At 62.7% G+C, this 17,345-nt stretch carries 19 protein-coding genes and 1 tRNA gene; 8 read left to right on the top strand and 12 right to left on the bottom strand.

Translation table 11 applies throughout. The features are described from left to right. Nucleotides 1-25: 25 nt before the first annotated feature. The 7 genes from pth to ISX93_RS10965 all read right to left on the bottom strand — a co-directional run bounded on the left by pth (nt 26) and on the right by ISX93_RS10965 (nt 5,735). Nucleotides 26-616: an aminoacyl-tRNA hydrolase gene (gene pth, locus ISX93_RS10995; RefSeq protein WP_195778769.1), complete on the bottom strand. Its 591-nt coding sequence runs from the start codon at nt 614-616 to the stop codon at nt 26-28. Nucleotides 617-647: 31 nt separating this feature from the next. After that, a complete protein-coding gene (locus ISX93_RS10990) occupies nt 648-1,247 on the bottom strand; it encodes a 50S ribosomal protein L25/general stress protein Ctc (protein ID WP_195778768.1) in 600 nt (199 codons plus the stop codon). A gap of 112 nt (nt 1,248-1,359) precedes the next feature. Next, nucleotides 1,360-2,301: a ribose-phosphate pyrophosphokinase gene (locus ISX93_RS10985; RefSeq protein WP_195778767.1), complete on the bottom strand. Its 942-nt coding sequence runs from the start codon at nt 2,299-2,301 to the stop codon at nt 1,360-1,362. 79 nt (nt 2,302-2,380) lie between these two features. Next, a tRNA-Gln gene (locus tag ISX93_RS10980) sits at nt 2,381-2,455 on the bottom strand. 31 nt (nt 2,456-2,486) lie between these two features. After that, the gene (gene ispE / locus ISX93_RS10975; RefSeq protein WP_195778838.1) at nt 2,487-3,338 is read right to left on the bottom strand and encodes a 4-(cytidine 5'-diphospho)-2-C-methyl-D-erythritol kinase; all 852 of its coding nucleotides are present in this window, start codon (nt 3,336-3,338) and stop codon (nt 2,487-2,489) included. A 48-nt stretch (nt 3,339-3,386) separates the two neighbouring features. Next, nucleotides 3,387-4,004, bottom strand: a complete 618-nt coding sequence (gene lolB / locus ISX93_RS10970; RefSeq protein ID WP_195778766.1) for a lipoprotein insertase outer membrane protein LolB — start codon at nt 4,002-4,004, stop codon at nt 3,387-3,389. Nucleotides 4,005-4,007: 3 nt separating this feature from the next. Next, the gene (locus ISX93_RS10965) at nt 4,008-5,735 is read right to left on the bottom strand and encodes a tetratricopeptide repeat protein (RefSeq protein ID WP_195778765.1); all 1,728 of its coding nucleotides are present in this window, start codon (nt 5,733-5,735) and stop codon (nt 4,008-4,010) included. Between the two features lie 161 nt (nt 5,736-5,896). On the opposite strand from ISX93_RS10965, the gene hemA reads away from it, so the two are divergent. The 6 genes from hemA to ISX93_RS10935 all read left to right on the top strand — a co-directional run bounded on the left by hemA (nt 5,897) and on the right by ISX93_RS10935 (nt 11,286). Next, entirely contained in the window at nt 5,897-7,177 is a 1,281-nt protein-coding gene (gene hemA / locus ISX93_RS10960; protein ID WP_195778764.1) for a glutamyl-tRNA reductase, read from the top strand. Continuing rightward, nucleotides 7,174-8,256 (top strand): peptide chain release factor 1, encoded by a 1,083-nt coding sequence (gene prfA / locus ISX93_RS10955; RefSeq protein WP_195778763.1) that lies wholly within the window; start codon nt 7,174-7,176, stop codon nt 8,254-8,256. Before hemA ends, prfA begins: the two co-directional genes overlap by 4 nt. 39 nt (nt 8,257-8,295) lie before the next feature. Continuing rightward, the gene (gene prmC, locus ISX93_RS10950) at nt 8,296-9,126 is read left to right on the top strand and encodes a peptide chain release factor N(5)-glutamine methyltransferase (RefSeq protein ID WP_195778762.1); all 831 of its coding nucleotides are present in this window, start codon (nt 8,296-8,298) and stop codon (nt 9,124-9,126) included. Then, nucleotides 9,123-9,890, top strand: a complete 768-nt coding sequence (locus ISX93_RS10945) for a molybdopterin-synthase adenylyltransferase MoeB (protein ID WP_195778837.1) — start codon at nt 9,123-9,125, stop codon at nt 9,888-9,890. The genes prmC and ISX93_RS10945 overlap by 4 nt, the downstream gene beginning before the upstream one ends. Then, the gene (gene murI, locus ISX93_RS10940; protein ID WP_195778761.1) at nt 9,880-10,674 is read left to right on the top strand and encodes a glutamate racemase; all 795 of its coding nucleotides are present in this window, start codon (nt 9,880-9,882) and stop codon (nt 10,672-10,674) included. Before ISX93_RS10945 ends, murI begins: the two co-directional genes overlap by 11 nt. Nucleotides 10,675-10,767: 93 nt before the next feature. Then, nucleotides 10,768-11,286 carry an acyloxyacyl hydrolase gene (locus tag ISX93_RS10935; protein ID WP_195778760.1) on the top strand — a complete coding sequence of 173 codons (519 nt, stop codon included), beginning with the start codon at nt 10,768-10,770 and terminating at the stop codon, nt 11,284-11,286. 133 nt (nt 11,287-11,419) lie between these two features. Here ISX93_RS10935 and ISX93_RS10930 read toward each other — a convergent pair whose 3' ends face one another. Genes ISX93_RS10930 through ISX93_RS10920 form a run of 3 tightly spaced genes read right to left on the bottom strand, consistent with a single transcriptional unit; the run spans nt 11,420 to nt 14,666 of the window. Then, the gene (locus ISX93_RS10930) at nt 11,420-13,957 is read right to left on the bottom strand and encodes a penicillin acylase family protein (protein ID WP_195778759.1); all 2,538 of its coding nucleotides are present in this window, start codon (nt 13,955-13,957) and stop codon (nt 11,420-11,422) included. Nucleotides 13,958-13,998: 41 nt separating this feature from the next. Next, on the bottom strand, nt 13,999-14,196 hold the full coding sequence (locus tag ISX93_RS10925; RefSeq protein WP_195778758.1) for an SEC-C metal-binding domain-containing protein: 198 nt from the start codon (nt 14,194-14,196) through the stop codon (nt 13,999-14,001). A 5-nt stretch (nt 14,197-14,201) separates the two neighbouring features. Further along, entirely contained in the window at nt 14,202-14,666 is a 465-nt protein-coding gene (locus tag ISX93_RS10920; RefSeq protein WP_229732159.1) for an LEA type 2 family protein, read from the bottom strand. A gap of 143 nt (nt 14,667-14,809) precedes the next feature. On the opposite strand from ISX93_RS10920, the gene ISX93_RS10915 reads away from it, so the two are divergent. Next, the gene (locus ISX93_RS10915; RefSeq protein WP_195778756.1) at nt 14,810-15,367 is read left to right on the top strand and encodes a hypothetical protein; all 558 of its coding nucleotides are present in this window, start codon (nt 14,810-14,812) and stop codon (nt 15,365-15,367) included. Nucleotides 15,368-15,404: 37 nt separating this feature from the next. On the opposite strand, the gene ISX93_RS10910 is transcribed toward ISX93_RS10915, so the two are convergent. After that, on the bottom strand, nt 15,405-15,875 hold the full coding sequence (locus tag ISX93_RS10910) for a YchJ family protein (protein WP_195778836.1): 471 nt from the start codon (nt 15,873-15,875) through the stop codon (nt 15,405-15,407). Continuing rightward, the gene (locus ISX93_RS10905) at nt 15,866-16,363 is read right to left on the bottom strand and encodes a DUF6231 family protein (protein ID WP_195778755.1); all 498 of its coding nucleotides are present in this window, start codon (nt 16,361-16,363) and stop codon (nt 15,866-15,868) included. Before ISX93_RS10905 ends, ISX93_RS10910 begins: the two co-directional genes overlap by 10 nt. Before the next feature lie 193 nt (nt 16,364-16,556). Here ISX93_RS10905 and ISX93_RS10900 point away from each other — a divergent pair, with 193 nt between their 5' ends. Next, nucleotides 16,557-17,252, top strand: coding sequence for an OmpA family protein (locus ISX93_RS10900; protein WP_195778754.1), 696 nt, complete (start codon nt 16,557-16,559; stop codon nt 17,250-17,252). Nucleotides 17,253-17,345 lie beyond the last annotated feature (93 nt).

Genomic DNA, 17,345 nt, shown 5'->3' with positions numbered 1-17,345 from the left:
CTCGCCCGCTAGAGGCGGTGAATAGTTAGAGTGAAGCCTTCTGGCTGTGCAGCTTGTGCATCGCTTTGGTCCATTCGCCCGCCAGTATTTCCGGCAGTACGCCCAGGGCCAGGTCGATGCTGGCGTCCAGCAGTTCCTGCTCGCCGCGCGGCGCGCGACCGAGGACATAGCCGGAAACCTGGGTGCTGTGTCCGGGGTGGCCGATGCCAAGCCGCAGGCGGTAAAAACTGTTCTGGTTGCCCAGTTGGGCAATGATGTCGCGCAGTCCGTTATGCCCGCCGTGCCCGCCGCCCTGTTTGAGCTTGGCGACGCCAGGCGGCATGTCGAGTTCGTCGTGCGCCACCAGAATCGCGTCCGGGCTGATCCGGAAGAAATTGGCCAGTGCCGCCACGGCCTGGCCGCTGCGGTTCATGTAGGTGGTGGGAATCAGCAGGCGAACGTCGCGACCCTGATGGCTGAACTTGCCACACAGGCCGAAATACTTGCGATCCGGGCTGAGGCTGACGTTCTGTTGGGCGGCCAGGCGCTCAACGAAAAGGGCCCCTGCGTTATGCCGGGTCTGGTCGTATTCGGCGCCTGGATTTCCCAGGCCAACGATCAGTTGAACGGCAGTCACGACAGGAGCCCTCGGTCAGGCTTGACGAGTATTACTCGGCAGCCGCTTCGTCTTTCACGCGCGGAGCGTGAATGTTGGCGACGGGCAGGTCGTTGCCATGAGCCAGGGCAACCAGTTGCACGCCAGCCGGTAGCTTGAGGTCGGAGAGGTGCAGGATCTGGCCGACTTCAACAGCCGCCAGGTCGACTTCGAGGAATTCCGGCAGGTCTTTCGGCAGGCAGGAAACTTCGACTTCAACGGCAGTGTGGGACACTTCACCGCCTTGCTGCTTCACGCCAACCGAGGTTTCCTGGTTGATGAAGTGCAGCGGAACGTGGGCGGTCAGCTTGTGATCGGCCTGGACGCGAATGAAGTCGGCGTGCAGGACGAAGCCTTTGGCGGGATGACGCTGCAGGGCTTTGATCAGCACGCTCTCGGTAGCACCGGCAACATTCAGGGCCAGGACATGGCTGAAGGCAGCTTCGTTCTCGAGCATTTTGGCCAGGTCTTTGGCCAGGATGCTGATCGATACGGGGGCAGCTTCGCCACCGTAAATCACGGCAGGAACCAGGGCGGCGTTACGACGCAGGCGGCGGCTCGCACCTTTCCCCAGGTCGGAACGCACTTCGGCATTCAGGGCAAATTCAGTCATTTCAGTTCTCCACAATAACCAAACCGTCCTTCATGCTTGCGACCAGCATCCGGACGGTTGGGCAAAAAGCCCCGCACTCGGCGGGGCACATGTCGTTCAGGGACGTCCGCGCTTAGCGGAACATCGCACTGATCGATTCTTCATTGCTGATGCGGCGTACCGCCTCAGCGACAATCGGGCCGATATCCAGCTGGCGGATACGGCTGCAAGCCTGGGCCGCAGCGGACAGGGGAATGGTGTTGGTCACCACCAGTTCGTCCAGTGCGGAGTTTTCAATGTTCTCGATGGCACGGCCGGACAGCACCGGGTGGGTGCAGTAGGCGAAGACTTTTGCCGCGCCATGTGCTTTCAGCGCCTTGGCGGCGTGGCACAGGGTGCCGGCGGTATCGACCATGTCGTCGACCAGGATGCAGGTGCGGCCTTCGACGTCGCCGATGATGTGCATCACTTCGGACTGGTTGGCCTTGGGCCGACGCTTGTCGATGATCGCCAGGTCGACGCCGAGGGTCTTGGCCACGGCACGGGCGCGAACCACGCCGCCGATGTCCGGGGAGACAATCATCAGGTTGTCGAAGCGTTGCTCGATGATGTCGTCAATCAATACCGGCGAGCCGTAGATGTTGTCTACCGGGATGTCGAAGAAGCCCTGGATCTGGTCGGCGTGCAGGTCAACCGTCAGAACGCGATCAATGCCCACCACGGTGAGCATGTCGGCAACTACTTTCGCGCTGATCGCTACCCGGGCCGAACGCGGACGGCGGTCTTGGCGGGCATAGCCGAAGTAGGGGATCACTGCAGTGATACGACTGGCCGAGGAGCGGCGGAAGGCATCGGCCAGCACCACCAGTTCCATCAGGTTGTCGTTGGTCGGCGCGCAGGTCGGCTGGATCAGGAACACGTCCTTGCCGCGCACGTTCTCGTTGATTTCGATGCTGATTTCGCCATCGGAGAACTTGCCGACGGAGGCTTCGCCCAGCGGGATGTGCAGTTGACGTACAACACGTCGAGCCAGATCGGGGTTGGCGTTCCCCGTAAAGACCATCATCTTGGACACGTGAAGTACCTGCCGGCTTGGGTTTGACCTGATGCATCAGGAAGTTGTCGGAACTACGCTGCAACAACTTCTTGGAATATGGCAGGGGCGGCTGGATTCGAACCAACGCATGCCAGGATCAAAACCTGGTGCCTTACCGCTTGGCGACGCCCCTGTAACGTGTATGGATGCTGTGCATCCGCTTCTCAGGACAAGTTCTGCAGTGTCCGGTGCAACATCGAGATGTTGCTGCCTTTTGCCACGAAACTTGGCAGTGTGGCTGGAAGTTGGGCCGCGACTTTATCAGCTTCGGCCTTGCTTGGGAAGGACCCAAACACGCAACACCCAGTTCCGGTGAGTTTTGCTGGAACAAATTTATTCAGCAAGATCAGAGCGTTACGTACAGCTGGGTAGCGCTCCTCGACCACCGGCTGACAGTCATTTCGACCGCCCTGCTCGAGAACGGCGGCCACTTTAATTGGCGGCGTATTGCGTGTCAACTCTGGCGCGGCGAATACTTCGGCGGTGCTGACCTCGGTCGCCGGTATGCAGACCAGGAACCACGGCTCCGGCAAGTTTACCGGCTGCAGCTTTTCCCCCACGCCTTCGGCAAAGGCGGCATGGCCGCGCACGAACACCGGGACATCGGCGCCCAGGGCCAGTCCGAGCGCGGCCAGGCGCTCTTCGCTCCAGGCCAGCTGCCAGAGATGATTCAGGCCGAGCAGGGTGGTGGCGGCATCGGAACTGCCGCCGCCCAGCCCGCCACCCATGGGCAGCTGCTTGTCCAGCCAGATATCGGCACCCAGCGCGCAGTTGCTGGCTTGCTGCAGGCTGCGCGCGGCACGCACGATCAGGTTGCGGTCATGCGCAACGCCGCTGATCGCGCCATGCAGGCGAATCTGGCCATCCTGGCGTACGGCGAAGCCCAGCTGATCCGCATGGTCGACGAACTGGAAGAGGGTCTGCAGCTCGTGGTAGCCATCGGCGCGCCGACCGAGGATGTGCAGCATCAGGTTGAGCTTGGCCGGTGCCGGCAGCACCAGTTGTGCCGCGCCCATGTTGCTGGTCGGTGTGTTGTGTTCAGGCATCCCTGGCTGCTCCGCGGGTTACCGGCCCAGCTGCCGGGGCTGCCAGTCCTTGATCACCAGAGTCACCTGCAGGTCGTGGCCCTTGAGCTTGATTCGCTCCGGCAGCGTGTAGCCATCCTGCTCGATATAGCTCAGGTACTGGATCTGCCAGCCGTCCTGCTGCAGCTGATTCAGGCGGCTGTCGCGGTCGAGAGTCACTTCGCTCTGGCTGTCCGGGCCCGGCAGGCCACGAACCCACCAGAACAGCTGTGACACGGGCAGTCGCCAGCCCAGGCCCTTTTCCAGCAGGTCTTCGGCTGAATTGGAGTGAAAGCGCCCCTCGGCGGACAGATCCAGTACCACATCATTGCTGCGGCCGCTGAGGCGGGCCGAGCCGACGGCGAGAGGGCCGGCCAGGCGAATATCGAAATAGTCCTGGCGCTGCAGCCAGAACAGGGTGGCGCTGCCGGAGTCGCGGGGCGCGCGGATGCCGATCTTGCCATTGATCTGCCAGCCATCGATGTGCTGCACCTGCTGCTTGTGTGCTTCCCAGGCGGCAGGGTCGCCCTGGCCACGGATGGATTCCTGGCTGGTCAGGCCGGCGCAGCCACCGAGCAGGAGAAAGGTGCTGGCCAGGAGCAGGGTGCGCAGTTGCATGGATCAGGGGCTCTCGCTGCCGGTCAGGCGCTGCAGGGTGCTGCGCAGGATGCTGTTGTCGGGTTGCTGCTGGTAGGCCGCGGCCCACACCTCGCGGGCCTCGGCCTGGTTGCCCTGGGCCCATAGCACTTCACCCAGGTGCGCGGCAATTTCTGCGTCGGGAAAGCGTTGCCAGGCTTGGCGCAGATAGCTTTCCGCCTGGGCCAGGTTGCCGGTGCGGTAATAGACCCAGCCAAGGCTGTCGAGGATCGCCGGATCCTCCGGCTTGAGCTGGTGGGCGCGCTCGATCAGTGCCTGTGCCTCGGCGTAGCGCGTGGTGCGGTCGGCCAGCGTATAACCAAGCGCGTTGAGGGCCATGGCGTTGTCTGGTTCGGCCTTGATCACCTGGCGCAGGTCGCGCTCCATCTGGCCCAGGTCATTGCGCTGCTCGGCAAGCATGGCGCGGGTGTAGAGCAGGTTCGGGTCGCCGGGGAACTCCTGCAGGGCGTGCTGGATGGTTTGCCAGGCGAGCTCGGTGTGCTGTGCCTCGGCGAGGCTTTCGACTTCCAGCATGTACAGCTGGACGGCATAGTCCGGCTGGCTGAGCCGGGCTTTGGCGAGTCGTTCGCGGGCGTCGCTGGTGCGTTTTTCGCGCAACAGGATGGCGGTTTGCTGGGCCTGCGCGGGCAGAAACTCATTTCCCGGCCCGACCAGCGAATACTCGATCAGGGCGCCCTCGTTGTCGTTGAGCTGCTCGTGAATCAGGCCGAGATTGAAGTGGGCAATGTCGACGTGGCTGTCGCGATCAATCAGGTCGCGCAGGTAGGCCTGGGCTTCGTTCCAGGCCTCGGCTTCCATGCTGACCAGGGCCAGGGACAGGCGCAGATCATCGTCTTCCGGGTTTTGCTGCAGCAGGATGGTGAATTCCGCACGCGCCGCTTCTAGTTGTCCCTGCTCCACCAGCAGGCGTGCATAGGCCAGGCGCAGGCGCGGGTCTTGCGGATGCTCCTCAAGCGCATCCTCCAGCAGCGGCAGGGCTTCTTCGCCACGCCCAAGGCTTTCCAACAGTTTCACGCGCAGCAGCAGCGGGGAGATTTCCTCGCTGCTGGCAGGCTGGTCCTCCAGCAGTTCCAGTGCGGCTTCGGTCTGGTTGTCCTGCTGCAGCAGCAGCGCCTTGCCAAACAGCAGCTGGCCATTCCCGGGGTTTTTCGCCAGCAGGCGGTCGAAGCTCTGCAGCAGCCCGGCACGGGTTTGCGCATCGGACTCGGAGGCGGAGAGGGCGAGAAAATCGAAATGCGTGTTGCCCTGGCCCTGCAGAACCCGCTCCATGTGGTTCATGGATTCATCGTAGCGGCCCGCCCGGGCCAGCTGGATGGCAGCGGCGCGTTGCGCATCAATGTTGTCCGGCGCGACTTGTGCCCAGAGCAGCGCGTTCTCCAGGCTGGCAGGTTGTTCGTTGAGGTACTCGGCAATCCGGTAGGCGCGCTCGGCGACGCCCGGGTCGCGCGTGGCTTGCGCCTCGGCGCTGTAGTTCTGCAGGGCAATATCGTAGTGATCGCGCTGCCCGGCGATTTCCGCAGCCAGCAGGGCGAACAAGGTTTCCTGGGTAAAGGAAGCGGCTGGCGCCGGCTTTTCCGCGGGTAACTGCCTGGCTTGCTCTGCGGGGGGCGGTGGCGCTGGCGGCAGGCTTGCGCTGCTCTGGCAGCCGCCGAGCAGCGCGAGGAAGGCGGAAAAGGCGAAAAATCTATTCATGGGGAGGCATTAAGGAGGGCTGACCTGCAATTGCCGTACATGATGACACAAGCCCGCGGCCAAGCGTACGGCGCTGCGAGCAACGGTTGCCGCTTTGGTGGTTGTCCTGTACCGGGTGACGTAGGACAATTGCCCGCTTTCCATTACCCCAGCGATTCTGCATGGCTTTCCTGGCGCTAGGCATCAACCACAAGACCGCATCGGTAGCGGTGCGCGAGCGCGTGGCGTTCACCCCCGAGCTGCAGGTTGAGGCGTTGCGGCAGTTGTGCAGGGTCACCGGCTGCCGCGAGGCGGCGATCCTTTCCACCTGCAACCGCAGCGAGCTGTATCTCGAGCAGGAAACGCTCGACAGCGATGAAGTGCTGTGCTGGCTGGCGGAATATCACCGGCTCAGCCTGGCCGAACTGCGCGACAGTGCCTATGTGCATGCCGATGAAGCCGCCGTGCAGCACATGATGCGGGTTGCCTCCGGACTCGATTCGATGGTGCTGGGCGAGCCGCAGATTCTCGGGCAGATGAAGTCGGCGTTTGCCGTGGCGCGCGAGGCCGGCACCTTGGGTCCGCTGCTGGGCCGGTTGTTCCAGGCCACCTTCAGTACGGCGAAAAGTGTCCGCACCGATACCGCGATTGGCGAGAATCCGGTTTCCGTGGCCTTTGCCGCAGTGAGCCTGGCCAAGCAGATTTTCACTGACTTGCAACGTAGTCAGGCGCTGCTGATCGGCGCCGGCGAAACCATCACGCTGGTTGCCCGCCATCTGCATGAGCAGGGCATCAAGCGCATTGTGGTGGCCAACCGGACGCTGGAGCGCGCCAGCCTGCTGGCCGAGCAGTTCGGCGCGCATGCGGTGCTGCTGGCGGATATCCCGCAGGAGCTGGTCAACAGCGACATCGTCATCAGCTCGACCGCCAGCCAGCTGCCGATTCTCGGCAAGGGCGCGGTGGAAAGCGCGCTCAAGCAGCGCCGGCACAAGCCGATCTTCATGGTCGATATTGCGGTGCCGCGCGATATCGAGCCGGAAGTCGGCGAGCTGGAGGACGTCTACCTGTATTCGGTCGACGATCTGCACGAGGTGATCGAGGAAAACCTGAAGAGCAGGCAGAGTGCCGCCAATGCCGCCGAGGAACTGGTCGCCCAGGGGGCCGGCGAGTTCATGCAGCGCTTGCGCGAGCGTGCGGCAGTGGACGTGCTCAAGGCTTGCCGGCAGCAGGCCGAAGACCTGCGCGATGAAGAACTGGCGCGTGCCTTGCGCCTGCTCAACAACGGTACACCTGCCGATGAAGTGCTGGCCCAGTTGGCGCGCGGGCTGACCAACAAGCTGATGCATGCCCCCAGTGTGCAATTGAAGAAATTTTCTGCCGCCGGGCGCCTGGATGCGCTGAACGTGGCGCAGGAACTGTTTGCGCTCGACGAGCGCATGGCCTCGGACAAGAACCCGCAATGAAAGCGTCGCTGATCAACAAGCTGGATATCCTGCAGGACCGCTACGAGGAACTTACCGCCCTGCTCGGCGATGCCGAGGTGATCGGCAACCAGACGCAGTTCCGCGCCTATTCCCGCGAATATGCCGAAGTCGAGCCGGTCGTGACGACCTTCCGTGCGTTCTGCAAGGTGCAGGCCGATCTCGAGGGAGCGCAAGCGCTGCTCAAGGACAGTGATGCGGATCTGCGCGAGATGGCCGCCGAAGAGGTGGCCAGCGCCCGCGAGCAATTGCTGGTTCTGGAAGACCACCTGCAGCGCATGTTGTTGCCGAAGGATCCGAACGATGGGCGCAACGTGTTTCTCGAAGTGCGCGCCGGCACCGGTGGCGATGAAGCGGCGATTTTCTCCGGCGACCTGTTCCGCATGTATTCGCGCTATGCCGAGAAGCAGGGCTGGCGGGTGGAAATTCTCTCCGAGAGCCCCGGCGAGCATGGCGGTTACAAGGAAGTCATTGCCCGCATCGAGGGCGATAACGTCTATGCCAAGCTGAAGTTCGAGTCGGGAGCGCATCGCGTGCAGCGGGTGCCGGAAACCGAATCCCAGGGGCGCATCCACACCTCGGCCTGCACGGTGGCGGTGCTGCCCGAGCCTGACGAGCAGATGGCCATCGAGATCAACCCGGCCGATCTGCGGGTGGACACCTACCGTTCCTCGGGCGCCGGTGGCCAGCATGTGAACAAGACCGACTCGGCCATCCGCATCACGCACCTGCCGTCGGGAATCGTCGTCGAGTGCCAGGAGGAGCGCTCGCAGCACAAGAACCGCGCCAAGGCCATGGCCTGGCTGGCGGCCAAGCTGCAGGATCAGCAGGATGCGGCCGCGCACAAGGAAATCTCCGACACGCGCAAGTTGCTGGTGGGCTCGGGCGATCGTTCCGAACGCATCCGTACCTATAATTTTCCCCAGGGCCGGGTGACCGATCACCGCATCAACCTGACCCTGTACTCGCTGAGCGATGTGCTGGCAGGCGATGTCGAGCAAGTGATCGGACCGCTGCTGCTGGAATACCAAGCCGATCAGCTGGCTGCGCTGGGTGACTGATTGCCCAGCAGGCTAGCCCCGGCTCAGAGGGATAACCGTATGCCCAGCATCGAAACCCTGCTGCGCCATGCCGGGCTGCCCGGCTCGCCAACGCCACGCCTGGATGCCGAACTGCTGCTGGCCGCGGCACTGGGCAAGCCGCGCAGTTACTTGCATACCTGGCCCGAGCGGGAACCTGCCGCCGAGCAGGTCGCGGCGTTTGCCGGCATGCTGGCCCGGCGTCAGGCCGGTGAGCCGGTCGCCTATATCCTCGGCCAGCAGGGTTTCTGGAGCCTCGACCTGGAAGTGGCGCCGCACACGCTGATTCCGCGTGCGGATACCGAGCTGCTGGTTGAAACTGCACTGGAACTGTTGCCTGCCAGCGAACTGCACCTGCTCGACCTGGGCACTGGCACAGGCGCCATCGCGTTGGCCCTGGCGGCGGAGCGCCCGCGCTGGCAGCTGCTCGGTGTGGATCGGGTCAGTGAGGCAGTGGCGCTGGCTGAGCGCAATCGCCAGCGGCTGGGGCTGGCCAACGTGCGCTTTGCCCAGAGTCACTGGTTTGCTGCGCTCAACGGCCAGCGCTTTGCCGCGATCATCAGCAACCCGCCCTATATAGCGGCGGACGACCAGCATCTGCGCCAGGGCGATGTGCGCTTCGAGCCACGCAGTGCCCTGGTGGCCGGCCCGGATGGCCTGGCTGACTTGCGCGAGATCATCCGGCAGGCAGCCAGCCACCTTGAACCGGGTGGCTGGCTGTTGCTGGAGCACGGCTTCGAGCAGGCGGGTGAGGTTCGCCGGCTAATGCTGGAAAATGGTTTCGCTCAGCCGCAGAGCCGGTGTGATCTGGGCGGGCATGAACGGATTTCCCTGGGACAATGGCAAGTATGACCCTAGAGCTGAGCGACGACGATCTGCTGCGGTACAGCCGGCAGATCCTGTTACCGCAAATCGATATTGCCGGGCAACTGCGCCTGCAGCAATCGGCCGTGCTGATCGTCGGGCTCGGCGGGCTCGGCTCGCCGGTGGCCCTGTACCTGGCCGCGGCCGGGGTCGGCCGCCTGCATCTGGCGGATTTTGATCGGGTCGACCTGAGCAACCTGCAGCGGCAGATCGTGCATGACGCCAGCAGCCTCGGTCAGCTGAAGGTGCAGTCGGCGGCGCAGCGCCTGCGCCTGATCAATCCGCAGCTGGACCTGCGCCTGCATGAGGCGGCGCTGGATGCGGATTCTCTCGGCGCCGCCGTGGCCGCGGTTGATCTGGTGCTCGACTGCTCGGACAACTTCAGCACCCGCGAAGCGGTGAACGCAGCCTGTGTGGCCGCGGGCAAGCCGTTGGTCAGCGGCGCGGCGATACGCCTGGAGGGGCAGTTGTCGGTGTTCGATCCGCGGCGCGCGGACAGTCCGTGCTACCACTGCCTGTACGGGCATGGTGGCGAGGCCGGGCTGACCTGCAGCGAGGCCGGCGTGGTCGGGCCGCTGGTCGGCCTGGTTGGCAGCCTGCAGGCACTCGAGGCGCTCAAGTTGCTGGCCGGTTTTGGCGAGCCGCTGGTTGGCCGGCTGCTGCTGGTGGATGCGCTGACCACGCGCTTTCGCGAACTGCGGGTGAAGCGCGATCCGGCCTGCAGCGTCTGCGGAGGTAAGCATGCCGAGTAATGCGCCGGTGGGGGTATTCGATTCCGGCGTCGGCGGGCTCTCGGTACTGCGCGAGATTCGCCGCATCCTGCCGCATGAACGGCTGCTCTATGTGGCGGACAGCGGGCATGTGCCCTATGGCGAAAAGACCCCGGAATTCATCCGCCAGCGCAGCCAGCAGATTGCCGGGTTCCTGCTTGGGCAGGGCGCCAAGGCACTGGTGCTGGCGTGCAATACGGCCACCGCCGCGGCAGTGGCGAGCCTGCGGGAAAGCTATCCCCGGTTGCCGATTGTCGGCATGGAGCCGGCCGTCAAACCCGCCGCGGCGGCGACCCGCAGCGGCGTGGTCGGCGTGCTGGCGACCACCGGAACGTTGCAGAGTGCGAAGTTCGCCGCCTTGCTCGACCGTTTTGCCAGCGATGTGCGCGTCATCACCCAGCCCTGCCCGGGCCTGGTTGAATGCGTCGAGGCTGGTGAGCTGGAAAGCCCGGCAACCCGTGCGCTGTTGCAGGCGCTGGTCGCGCCGCTGCTCGCCGAGGGCTGCGACACGCTGATCCTGGGCTGCACCCACTATCCGTTTATCAAGCCCCTGCTGCGCCAGCTGGTACCCGCTTCGGTGACGCTGATCGATACCGGGGAAGCCGTTGCCCGGCAGTTGCAGCGGGTGCTGGCGGAGCGGGATCTGCTCGCCGAACGGACAACCGCAGCGGATGCCTTCTGGTCGAGCGGGCAGGCGCCAGCGCTGGCAGCGGTGCTGCCGGCCCTTTGGGGGCGCGCCGAGCCTGTTTTTCCGTTACCGGTCTAGGCTTGCTGGGTAGATGCTGGTGGAATAAACGCGGCTAGACCTATACTTCTTCTTAGCTGTTCTACACCGAAAACAACAGGCAGGGACTCTCTGATGAACATTCGATTTGCCTTGAGCGCAGTGGCGCTCGCTTGCATGACCCTGGGCACTGCTGCGCAGGCGGCTGATATTTCCGGCGCGGTTGGTCAGACTGACGATGGCAGCATGACGTACCGGGCGGGTGTCCAGTTCAACTTTACCGATAGCTGGCTGCAGAGCGATACCGGCCACCTTGGTGGTTACTGGGATGCGGGTTACAGCTACTGGGAAGGCGGCAATGGCAGTTCGGGCAACCACAGCCTGTCCTTCTCGCCGGTGTTCGTCTACGAGTTTGCCGGTCAGAACGTGCGGCCGATTATAGAAGCCGGTATCGGCGTGGCGCTGTTCAGTGACACCGAGGTGGATGGCAACCAGCTGTCCACGGCCTTCCAGTTCGAGGACCGCCTGGGTCTGGGCTTGCGGTTTTCCGGGCAGGAAATCGGCGTGCGCGCGATTCACTACTCGAATGCCGGGATCAAGGAACCCAATGACGGTGTGGAAAGCTACAGCCTCTATTACCGCACTGCGCTCTGAGTAACCTGCGCAAGGCCAAATCCGGGACAAAGAAAAGGGCGCCAGAGGCGCCCTAAAACCATCTATGGAGTAAGTCCGTTACTGTGAGTCGCGCCGAGCCGCTTAGGTTCAAAAAGACCCGACGAACGGTAGGTTAGTTCTCCGGCAGCAACAGCAACCCGCTCTTGCCATAGACTTTCTGCAGGTTCTTGGCCTGCATCGGGAAGCTCATGTACTGGCCCTTGAGCCAGGCCTCGATACCGTCGGCGTAGTGTGGGCTGGCCGGGTTGCCGGACTGGCCGGAGCTGTTCAGGCCGAGCATCGGTTCCTCGCGATTGAAGTCGACGATGATGCGCATGGCCGGAATCAGCCAGGTGTCGAAGTTCCTGCCCCAGTGGTAGGCCGAGACATTCAGGGTGGTATGGTCACCGCCGGCCGCATACGGGCCGCGGTCCAGGTAGCTGCGCAGCGCCTCGATGCCGTTGCGCTCGGCGCTGCTCATGTAGGGCGCCAGCAGGGTGGCATCGCTGGCCCAGGTGTAGCTGTGCAGCTTGCCCCATTGCCAGTTGCGCGGATCCTGCCCGAGCTTTTCCTCGCACAAGGACTGCGCCGCTGCGAGGCTGCGCGCCAGAATCGCCGGCTTGTCTTCCTTTTCTGCGGTACGAACATCGTCCCAGTAGGGACTGTCGATGCGTCCTGTGAGGTGGTCGGCCTGGGCGGAATAGGACATGTCGGCAGTTTCCACCATGGCCCGCCAGGCTGGCGAGTCGTCCGGGCCCAGTTCATCGAGGAAGATCTGCCGGGCGCTCTCCTGCAGGAAGGCCGAGTAGAGTGCGCCATTCGCCGAGGTGGCAGACAGTTTGCCGTCAAACGCCAACAGGTGTTGCAGGGCCGCCCGGGCTTGCTGCGGTTGGCTGCCTGGCAGGCGGGCTATGGCCTGCTGCAATGCCGGGGCCATGTCGGCTGCACTCAGCATCGACTGCAGCTTGCCGGCGAAAGGCGAGGTCTGGTCATACTGCATGGCGATCATGCTTTGCGTGTCGTGCTTGCCTGCCGGTGCCAGCTGGGCAATGCGCTCCGCCCGTTCCGGGTAAAACCAGGAGTTGGACATCTGCACCGCGTAGCCGCCGGCTACCGTGCGATGGTTGGCCGTACCCAGCCAGCCTTGCGGCGGATTCTGGTCATAGGGGTGCAGCATGCTGTCGGCAAAGCCGTCCCAGTCATAACGGCTGTCCCAGCCGGGCGATGGCAGCAGGCCGCGGCCACCGCGGCGATTCGGATACAGGCCGCTGACTTGCCAGGCGATGTTCTGTGCGTCGGCGTACAGCAGGTTCAGTCCTGCCGCACGAATATTGCGGGCTGGCTCATGCGCCTGCTCTACCGACTGGGCCCGGGACAGCTGGAAGAACGCATCGAGGCTCTGGTCGGCCTCGAACAGCGTGCTCTTGAATGCCAGGCCCAGCCCACTGCTGAGCGCCATCGGCTGCAAGGGACTCTTGCGCTGGCCCAGGACCGAATTGAGCAGCGGGCCGTGACGGGTTTCGTAGATGGTTTCGCGGATCGGCCGCTCACCCTTGATGAAAAAGGTTTCGTTGCGCTGGGTGACCGGTAGCCATTTGCCGTCAGCCAGATAGAGGGTCTGGTTGCCCTCGCGCTTGATTTTCTCCAGGAAGATGTCCTGGTTGTCGGCCATGACCATGGTCATGCCCCAGGCCAGTTTGCCGTTGAAGCCGGCAATCACCGCCGGAACCCCGGCCAGGCTGACCCCGGCCGCCTGATATTTGGGCGTGCGGATCTGCACGTAATTCCAGGCAGAAGGCATCGACAGGGGCAGGTGGGTGTCGTTGGCCAGCAGGCTTTTGCCACCCTTGCTCAGGGCGGGTGCGATGGCCCAGTTGTTCGAGGCGGCCACGCCGAGCATGTCCAGAGCGGCAATCTGCTGGACGGTCCGGCCAACCTGCGCCAGGCCCGGAATCTGCCCATCGAGGCGCAGACCCTCCAGCTTGGCGGTTTCATCGAACGGCAGGGGTTCATCCGGATAGGTGGGTAGCAGCCACGCCAGTCGGTCGCTGCCTACCTTCTGTGCCAGCAGCAGGGCATCGATTTCTTCCTGCAGGTTCATCGACAGGCCGAAGTTCAACAGGCTGAATACCAGGACGGAATCTTCCGCGGTCCAGTAAGCCGGCTGGTAACCGGACTCGGCCAGGTCCATCGGCAAGGTGTCGCGGTTCTGGTAGAGGTATGCGTTAACCCCGCGCGCATACACTTCATAAGCTTTCTTGATCTGCGGGGAGGCGCTTCGGTAGAGGCTGGCAGAGCTCTGCTTCAGGTTGATGGTGCGCATGAAACGGTCGATTTCGATCACGCCGGGACCGGCCATTTCCGCCAGCCGCCCCTGTGCCATCAGGCGCATGCCGACCATCTGGCTCAGACGGTCGCTGGCATGCACGTAGCCGAGCGCGAACAGCGCATCGTGCAGGTTACCGCTTTCGATCAGCGGCATGCCCAGTGCGTTGCGACGGATTTCGGCGTTGTGTGCCAATCCGTTCAGGCGCACCACGCCGGTTTTAGGGGCGACGCTGTCGGCGAACTGACTGTCGAGAAAAGCCTTGCAGCCGGTCAGTGTCAGGCTGCCAGCGAGCGCAAGCAGGGTCAGCAAACGAGCCGGGGAGCGCCAGGCAGAAGTGGTCATGTACTGCTCCGAATTAACTGCGGCCGATCAGCAGGATGCGCTCAGGCGCCATGGCATTTCTTGAATTTCTTCTGGCTGCCGCAGGGGCAGGGATCATTGCGGCCCACATCTTTCAGTGGATTGCGCACGGGGTCCTGATGGCTGTGATTGCAGTCCGGACCATGCACATGCGCAGGCTCATGGTTGTGTTCATGCGCATGGTTGCAGTCGGGACCGTGGACGTGAGGTTCGTTGGACATTGGCGTTACTCCGGAATGAAATTGCCTGGAATGATCTCGCCACTGCGGGACAGGTGTACGGTTCGGCCAAACCAGGAGCCGGCCTCAACCGTACCTTCTAGGCGATAGCGGATAGGTTCGTTGGGGTTTTTCAGCATCTTGATCACCTGCTTCAGGTTACGCCACAGATTGGCACGTACCGGAACCTTGAATTCGGTGGTGCTGTCCGCTGGCAGGGTGACACTGATGCTGCGCTGCCCGCTGGCCAGCGGGATATCGTTCAGAAAGACGCTGTAGCTGAGGTCGTCGATGTCCAGGCTGAATTCGTTCGGATTTTCCACGCGAAAATACAGGTTGAACTTTTGTTCGAGCATCTTGGCGCGAACCACTTCAACCCTGACCAGATGGATGCTCGGGTCGTGGAAGTCTTCGCTGAACAGGCTGGAGCAGGCCGGCAGGCAGAAAACCAGGCTGAGCACGACGAGGTGCATTATGGATTTTCTGTTTGGCGCGAATAGCATGCCGATACTCCGAATGACGGCGCAGTGTAACAAGCCACTAATGGCATGCAATCTGTTGTTTAGTAAAAAAAATTTGCGCCATACTCTGCCGCGTACCTGTCAGGAGTCGAGCGATGAGCCTTTACGAAGTTGCGTTTTCCGGAGAACTGATTGCCGGGGCCCGGTTGGATCTGGTGAAGGCCAATGTCGCGAAGATTTTCCAGGCAGATGAACAGCGCATGGCCTTGCTGTTTTCCGGGCGCCGCATAGTCATCAAGAGCAATCTGGATGCGGCAGGAGCTGAGCGTTACCGCGAAACGCTGGCGCGCGCGGGCGCTCTGGTCGAGGTGCGGGCGCTGGATGTGGCGGCAGCGCCGGCGCCAGCGAGCCAGGCCGGCACTGTTTCACCGGTGGCGGCTGCATCAGGCGACCCCCAGATTCCTGCGTCTCCAGTAGGGAAATTGAAGATTGCTCCGCGCGACGAATATATGGCGGCCTTTATCGATGTCGAGGCGCCAGACTTCGGTATCGCGCCTTTGGGTGTCGACCTGCAGGACGAGCCTGCAGCGGTTGCAGCACCGAAGGTTGACCTGAGCCAGTTCAGCCTCGCACCGCCCGGGAGTGACATGGGTCAGGAGAAGCGTCCACCGGCGGGACCGCCGCCGGATGTGTCGCACCTGAAGTTGCAGTAGGGCACGTCAGGGTGGTGGCTACTCGTTGCGGCGGGAGTCAGAAGTAGGCGGCACAGCATTTCTTGAATTTCCCGCCGCTGCCGCAGGGGCACGGATCATTGCGTCCGGCCTGCAACGGCAGCCCCGGGTCAATGAAATACCAGCGCTCCCCGCGCTGCACGAAGATCGAGCATTCCCGGTGCTCATGCTGGCCATCGCGGTCCTCCCAGCGAACGCGGAAGCTGACCTTGGCGTGGCCGAATGCATCGGTTGCCGGCTCGGCGCTTTCGACCGTCAGGCCCAGCCATGTGCTGTGCATGCTCCACTCGCGCATGGCTTGCCGGTCCAGTCCGTCTTGCTGGGCGGGCAGGGTGGTTGCAATCAGGTAGTCGATCATACCCAGAGCATAGGCACTGTAGCGTGAGCGCATAAGCGCTTCCGGGGTTGGCGCGGGTGCGCCGGCGTGCCAGCGGCCGCAGCATTCCGCGTAGGACTGTCCACTGCCACAGGGGCAGCTACTTACCACCAGTACTTCCCGAAGTGTTGTGGATTGGCCCAGAATTTGGCGTTCAGCCAGTCGGGTATCTGCTTGTAGTCATAGAGGTCATAGGTGAACAGGGTCAGCATCTGCCCGTCCCGCTCGAACCGCTCGCTGGCCTGCATGGCCAGGGCAAAGAAATCCGCCTCAAGCCAGTCGCAGGCATTCAGGTCGACCATCACTGCCAGCCGGCTGGCATTCAGGTTGCGGATACCGGCAACCAGCTCCAGGGCTTCGCGCTTGGGTAAATGCTCAAGGCAATCGGCGACGATTGCCAGGTCGTAACGCAGGCTCGTCACCGCTATTGGCAAGGCGGCGGCGGGCGCATGACATAGCTGGCTTTCCGGGTGCTTGGTGATAAAGGCCTTGATAGCCGGTAATTCACTGTCCCCCACCAGCAGTAGTCGAACCGGTTTTTGCCGCTCCAGCAGTGCGGCTAGAGCCTGTTGCGGGGTGCGGGTTGAAATGCTTGCAATCATTGGGCTTCTCGGTAAAGCAGCGGGATATGTGCAACTCCGGCGCTTGGTTCGCCAATCCGGCAGGAAAAATCATTCCAAGGTCTGGTCTGGCTGGATTTGAGCTTGGTTTGCGGTGGAACTCTGGCGTATTCTAGCAGCGACGGCTTAACTGCATGTCATCGGTTACTGGCCGATTCACCTAAGGAGATAACAAATGAGCATGATGAAAAAGACACTGCCAATGCTTCTGCTGGCGACGGCCCTGACTGGCTGTTCGACTTTTGAGCGTGGGGACAATATTCCGCTGTGCGCCGCCATCGGTGGTGTGGTCGGTGGTGGTCTGGGCGCTACTGAAAGCTCCGCTGTTGCTGGTTGGGGTGCGCTGGGCTTCGGTCTGACTGCTGCAGCCTATTGCTGGGTGCACGGCGATGAAGATGGCGACGGCGTAACCAACAAGAATGACAAGTGCCCAGGCACTCCGAAAGGCACCGAAGTTGATGCTGATGGCTGCCCGGTTCCTGTTGAAGTCGTAGAAGAAGTGGTTGTGGTCGAAGAGGCTGACGTTGTTCTGGTCGTCGACAACCTGCTGTTCGCCTTTGACTCCGATGTCCTTCAGGACAGCGACAAGGCTCTGCTCGACGAGCTGGCCGGCAAGCTTAAATCCGAAGCTCCGGATGCTACTCTGGCTATCGCTGGCTACACCGACAGCGTTGGTACCGATGCCTACAACCAGAAGCTGTCCGAGAAGCGTGCTGTAGCCGTGGCTAACTATCTGGTAGCTCAGGGCGTGCCGCAGGCGAGCATCGTTGGCGTGGTTGGTGAAGGCGAAAGCAGTCCGGTTGCCGATAACGCAACAGCTGAAGGCCGCGCCAAGAACCGTCGTGTGGAAGTTGCAATCGATCGCAATTAAGCGAGTGGTTAAATCGCTATGGACTGCTTGTACATAGCGATTTAACAGTCTTTACTTCTGTGTTACCGGTAATGAACCGGTGACACAGGAGAT

Origin of the sequence: Pseudomonas sp. N040 (assembly GCF_015637705.1) — a bacterium.
Lineage (GTDB): Bacteria > Pseudomonadota > Gammaproteobacteria > Pseudomonadales > Pseudomonadaceae > Aquipseudomonas.
The sequence above is the reverse complement of the archived record's forward strand: the minus strand, read 5'-3'. Positions and strand labels throughout refer to the sequence as shown.

What these genes read in the sequence shown, in the direction of transcription:
- ispE (WP_195778838.1), bottom strand. Translation starts at nt 3,338, where the DNA reads ATGGGCGCGGCACAACTGGTGCTGCCGGCACCGGCCAAGCTCAACCTG.
- ISX93_RS10945 (WP_195778837.1), top strand. Translation starts at nt 9,123, where the DNA reads ATGACCCTAGAGCTGAGCGACGACGATCTGCTGCGGTACAGCCGGCAG.
- prfA (WP_195778763.1), top strand. Translation starts at nt 7,174, where the DNA reads ATGAAAGCGTCGCTGATCAACAAGCTGGATATCCTGCAGGACCGCTAC.
- murI (WP_195778761.1), top strand. Translation starts at nt 9,880, where the DNA reads ATGCCGAGTAATGCGCCGGTGGGGGTATTCGATTCCGGCGTCGGCGGG.
- prmC (WP_195778762.1), top strand. Translation starts at nt 8,296, where the DNA reads ATGCCCAGCATCGAAACCCTGCTGCGCCATGCCGGGCTGCCCGGCTCG.
- ISX93_RS10920 (WP_229732159.1), bottom strand. Translation starts at nt 14,666, where the DNA reads ATGCACCTCGTCGTGCTCAGCCTGGTTTTCTGCCTGCCGGCCTGCTCC.
- ISX93_RS10925 (WP_195778758.1), bottom strand. Translation starts at nt 14,196, where the DNA reads ATGTCCAACGAACCTCACGTCCACGGTCCCGACTGCAACCATGCGCAT.
- ISX93_RS10930 (WP_195778759.1), bottom strand. Translation starts at nt 13,957, where the DNA reads ATGACCACTTCTGCCTGGCGCTCCCCGGCTCGTTTGCTGACCCTGCTT.
- ISX93_RS10990 (WP_195778768.1), bottom strand. Translation starts at nt 1,247, where the DNA reads ATGACTGAATTTGCCCTGAATGCCGAAGTGCGTTCCGACCTGGGGAAA.
- ISX93_RS10900 (WP_195778754.1), top strand. Translation starts at nt 16,557, where the DNA reads ATGAGCATGATGAAAAAGACACTGCCAATGCTTCTGCTGGCGACGGCC.
- lolB (WP_195778766.1), bottom strand. Translation starts at nt 4,004, where the DNA reads ATGCAACTGCGCACCCTGCTCCTGGCCAGCACCTTTCTCCTGCTCGGT.
- ISX93_RS10935 (WP_195778760.1), top strand. Translation starts at nt 10,768, where the DNA reads ATGAACATTCGATTTGCCTTGAGCGCAGTGGCGCTCGCTTGCATGACC.
- ISX93_RS10965 (WP_195778765.1), bottom strand. Translation starts at nt 5,735, where the DNA reads ATGAATAGATTTTTCGCCTTTTCCGCCTTCCTCGCGCTGCTCGGCGGC.
- hemA (WP_195778764.1), top strand. Translation starts at nt 5,897, where the DNA reads ATGGCTTTCCTGGCGCTAGGCATCAACCACAAGACCGCATCGGTAGCG.
- ISX93_RS10905 (WP_195778755.1), bottom strand. Translation starts at nt 16,363, where the DNA reads ATGATTGCAAGCATTTCAACCCGCACCCCGCAACAGGCTCTAGCCGCA.
- ISX93_RS10915 (WP_195778756.1), top strand. Translation starts at nt 14,810, where the DNA reads ATGAGCCTTTACGAAGTTGCGTTTTCCGGAGAACTGATTGCCGGGGCC.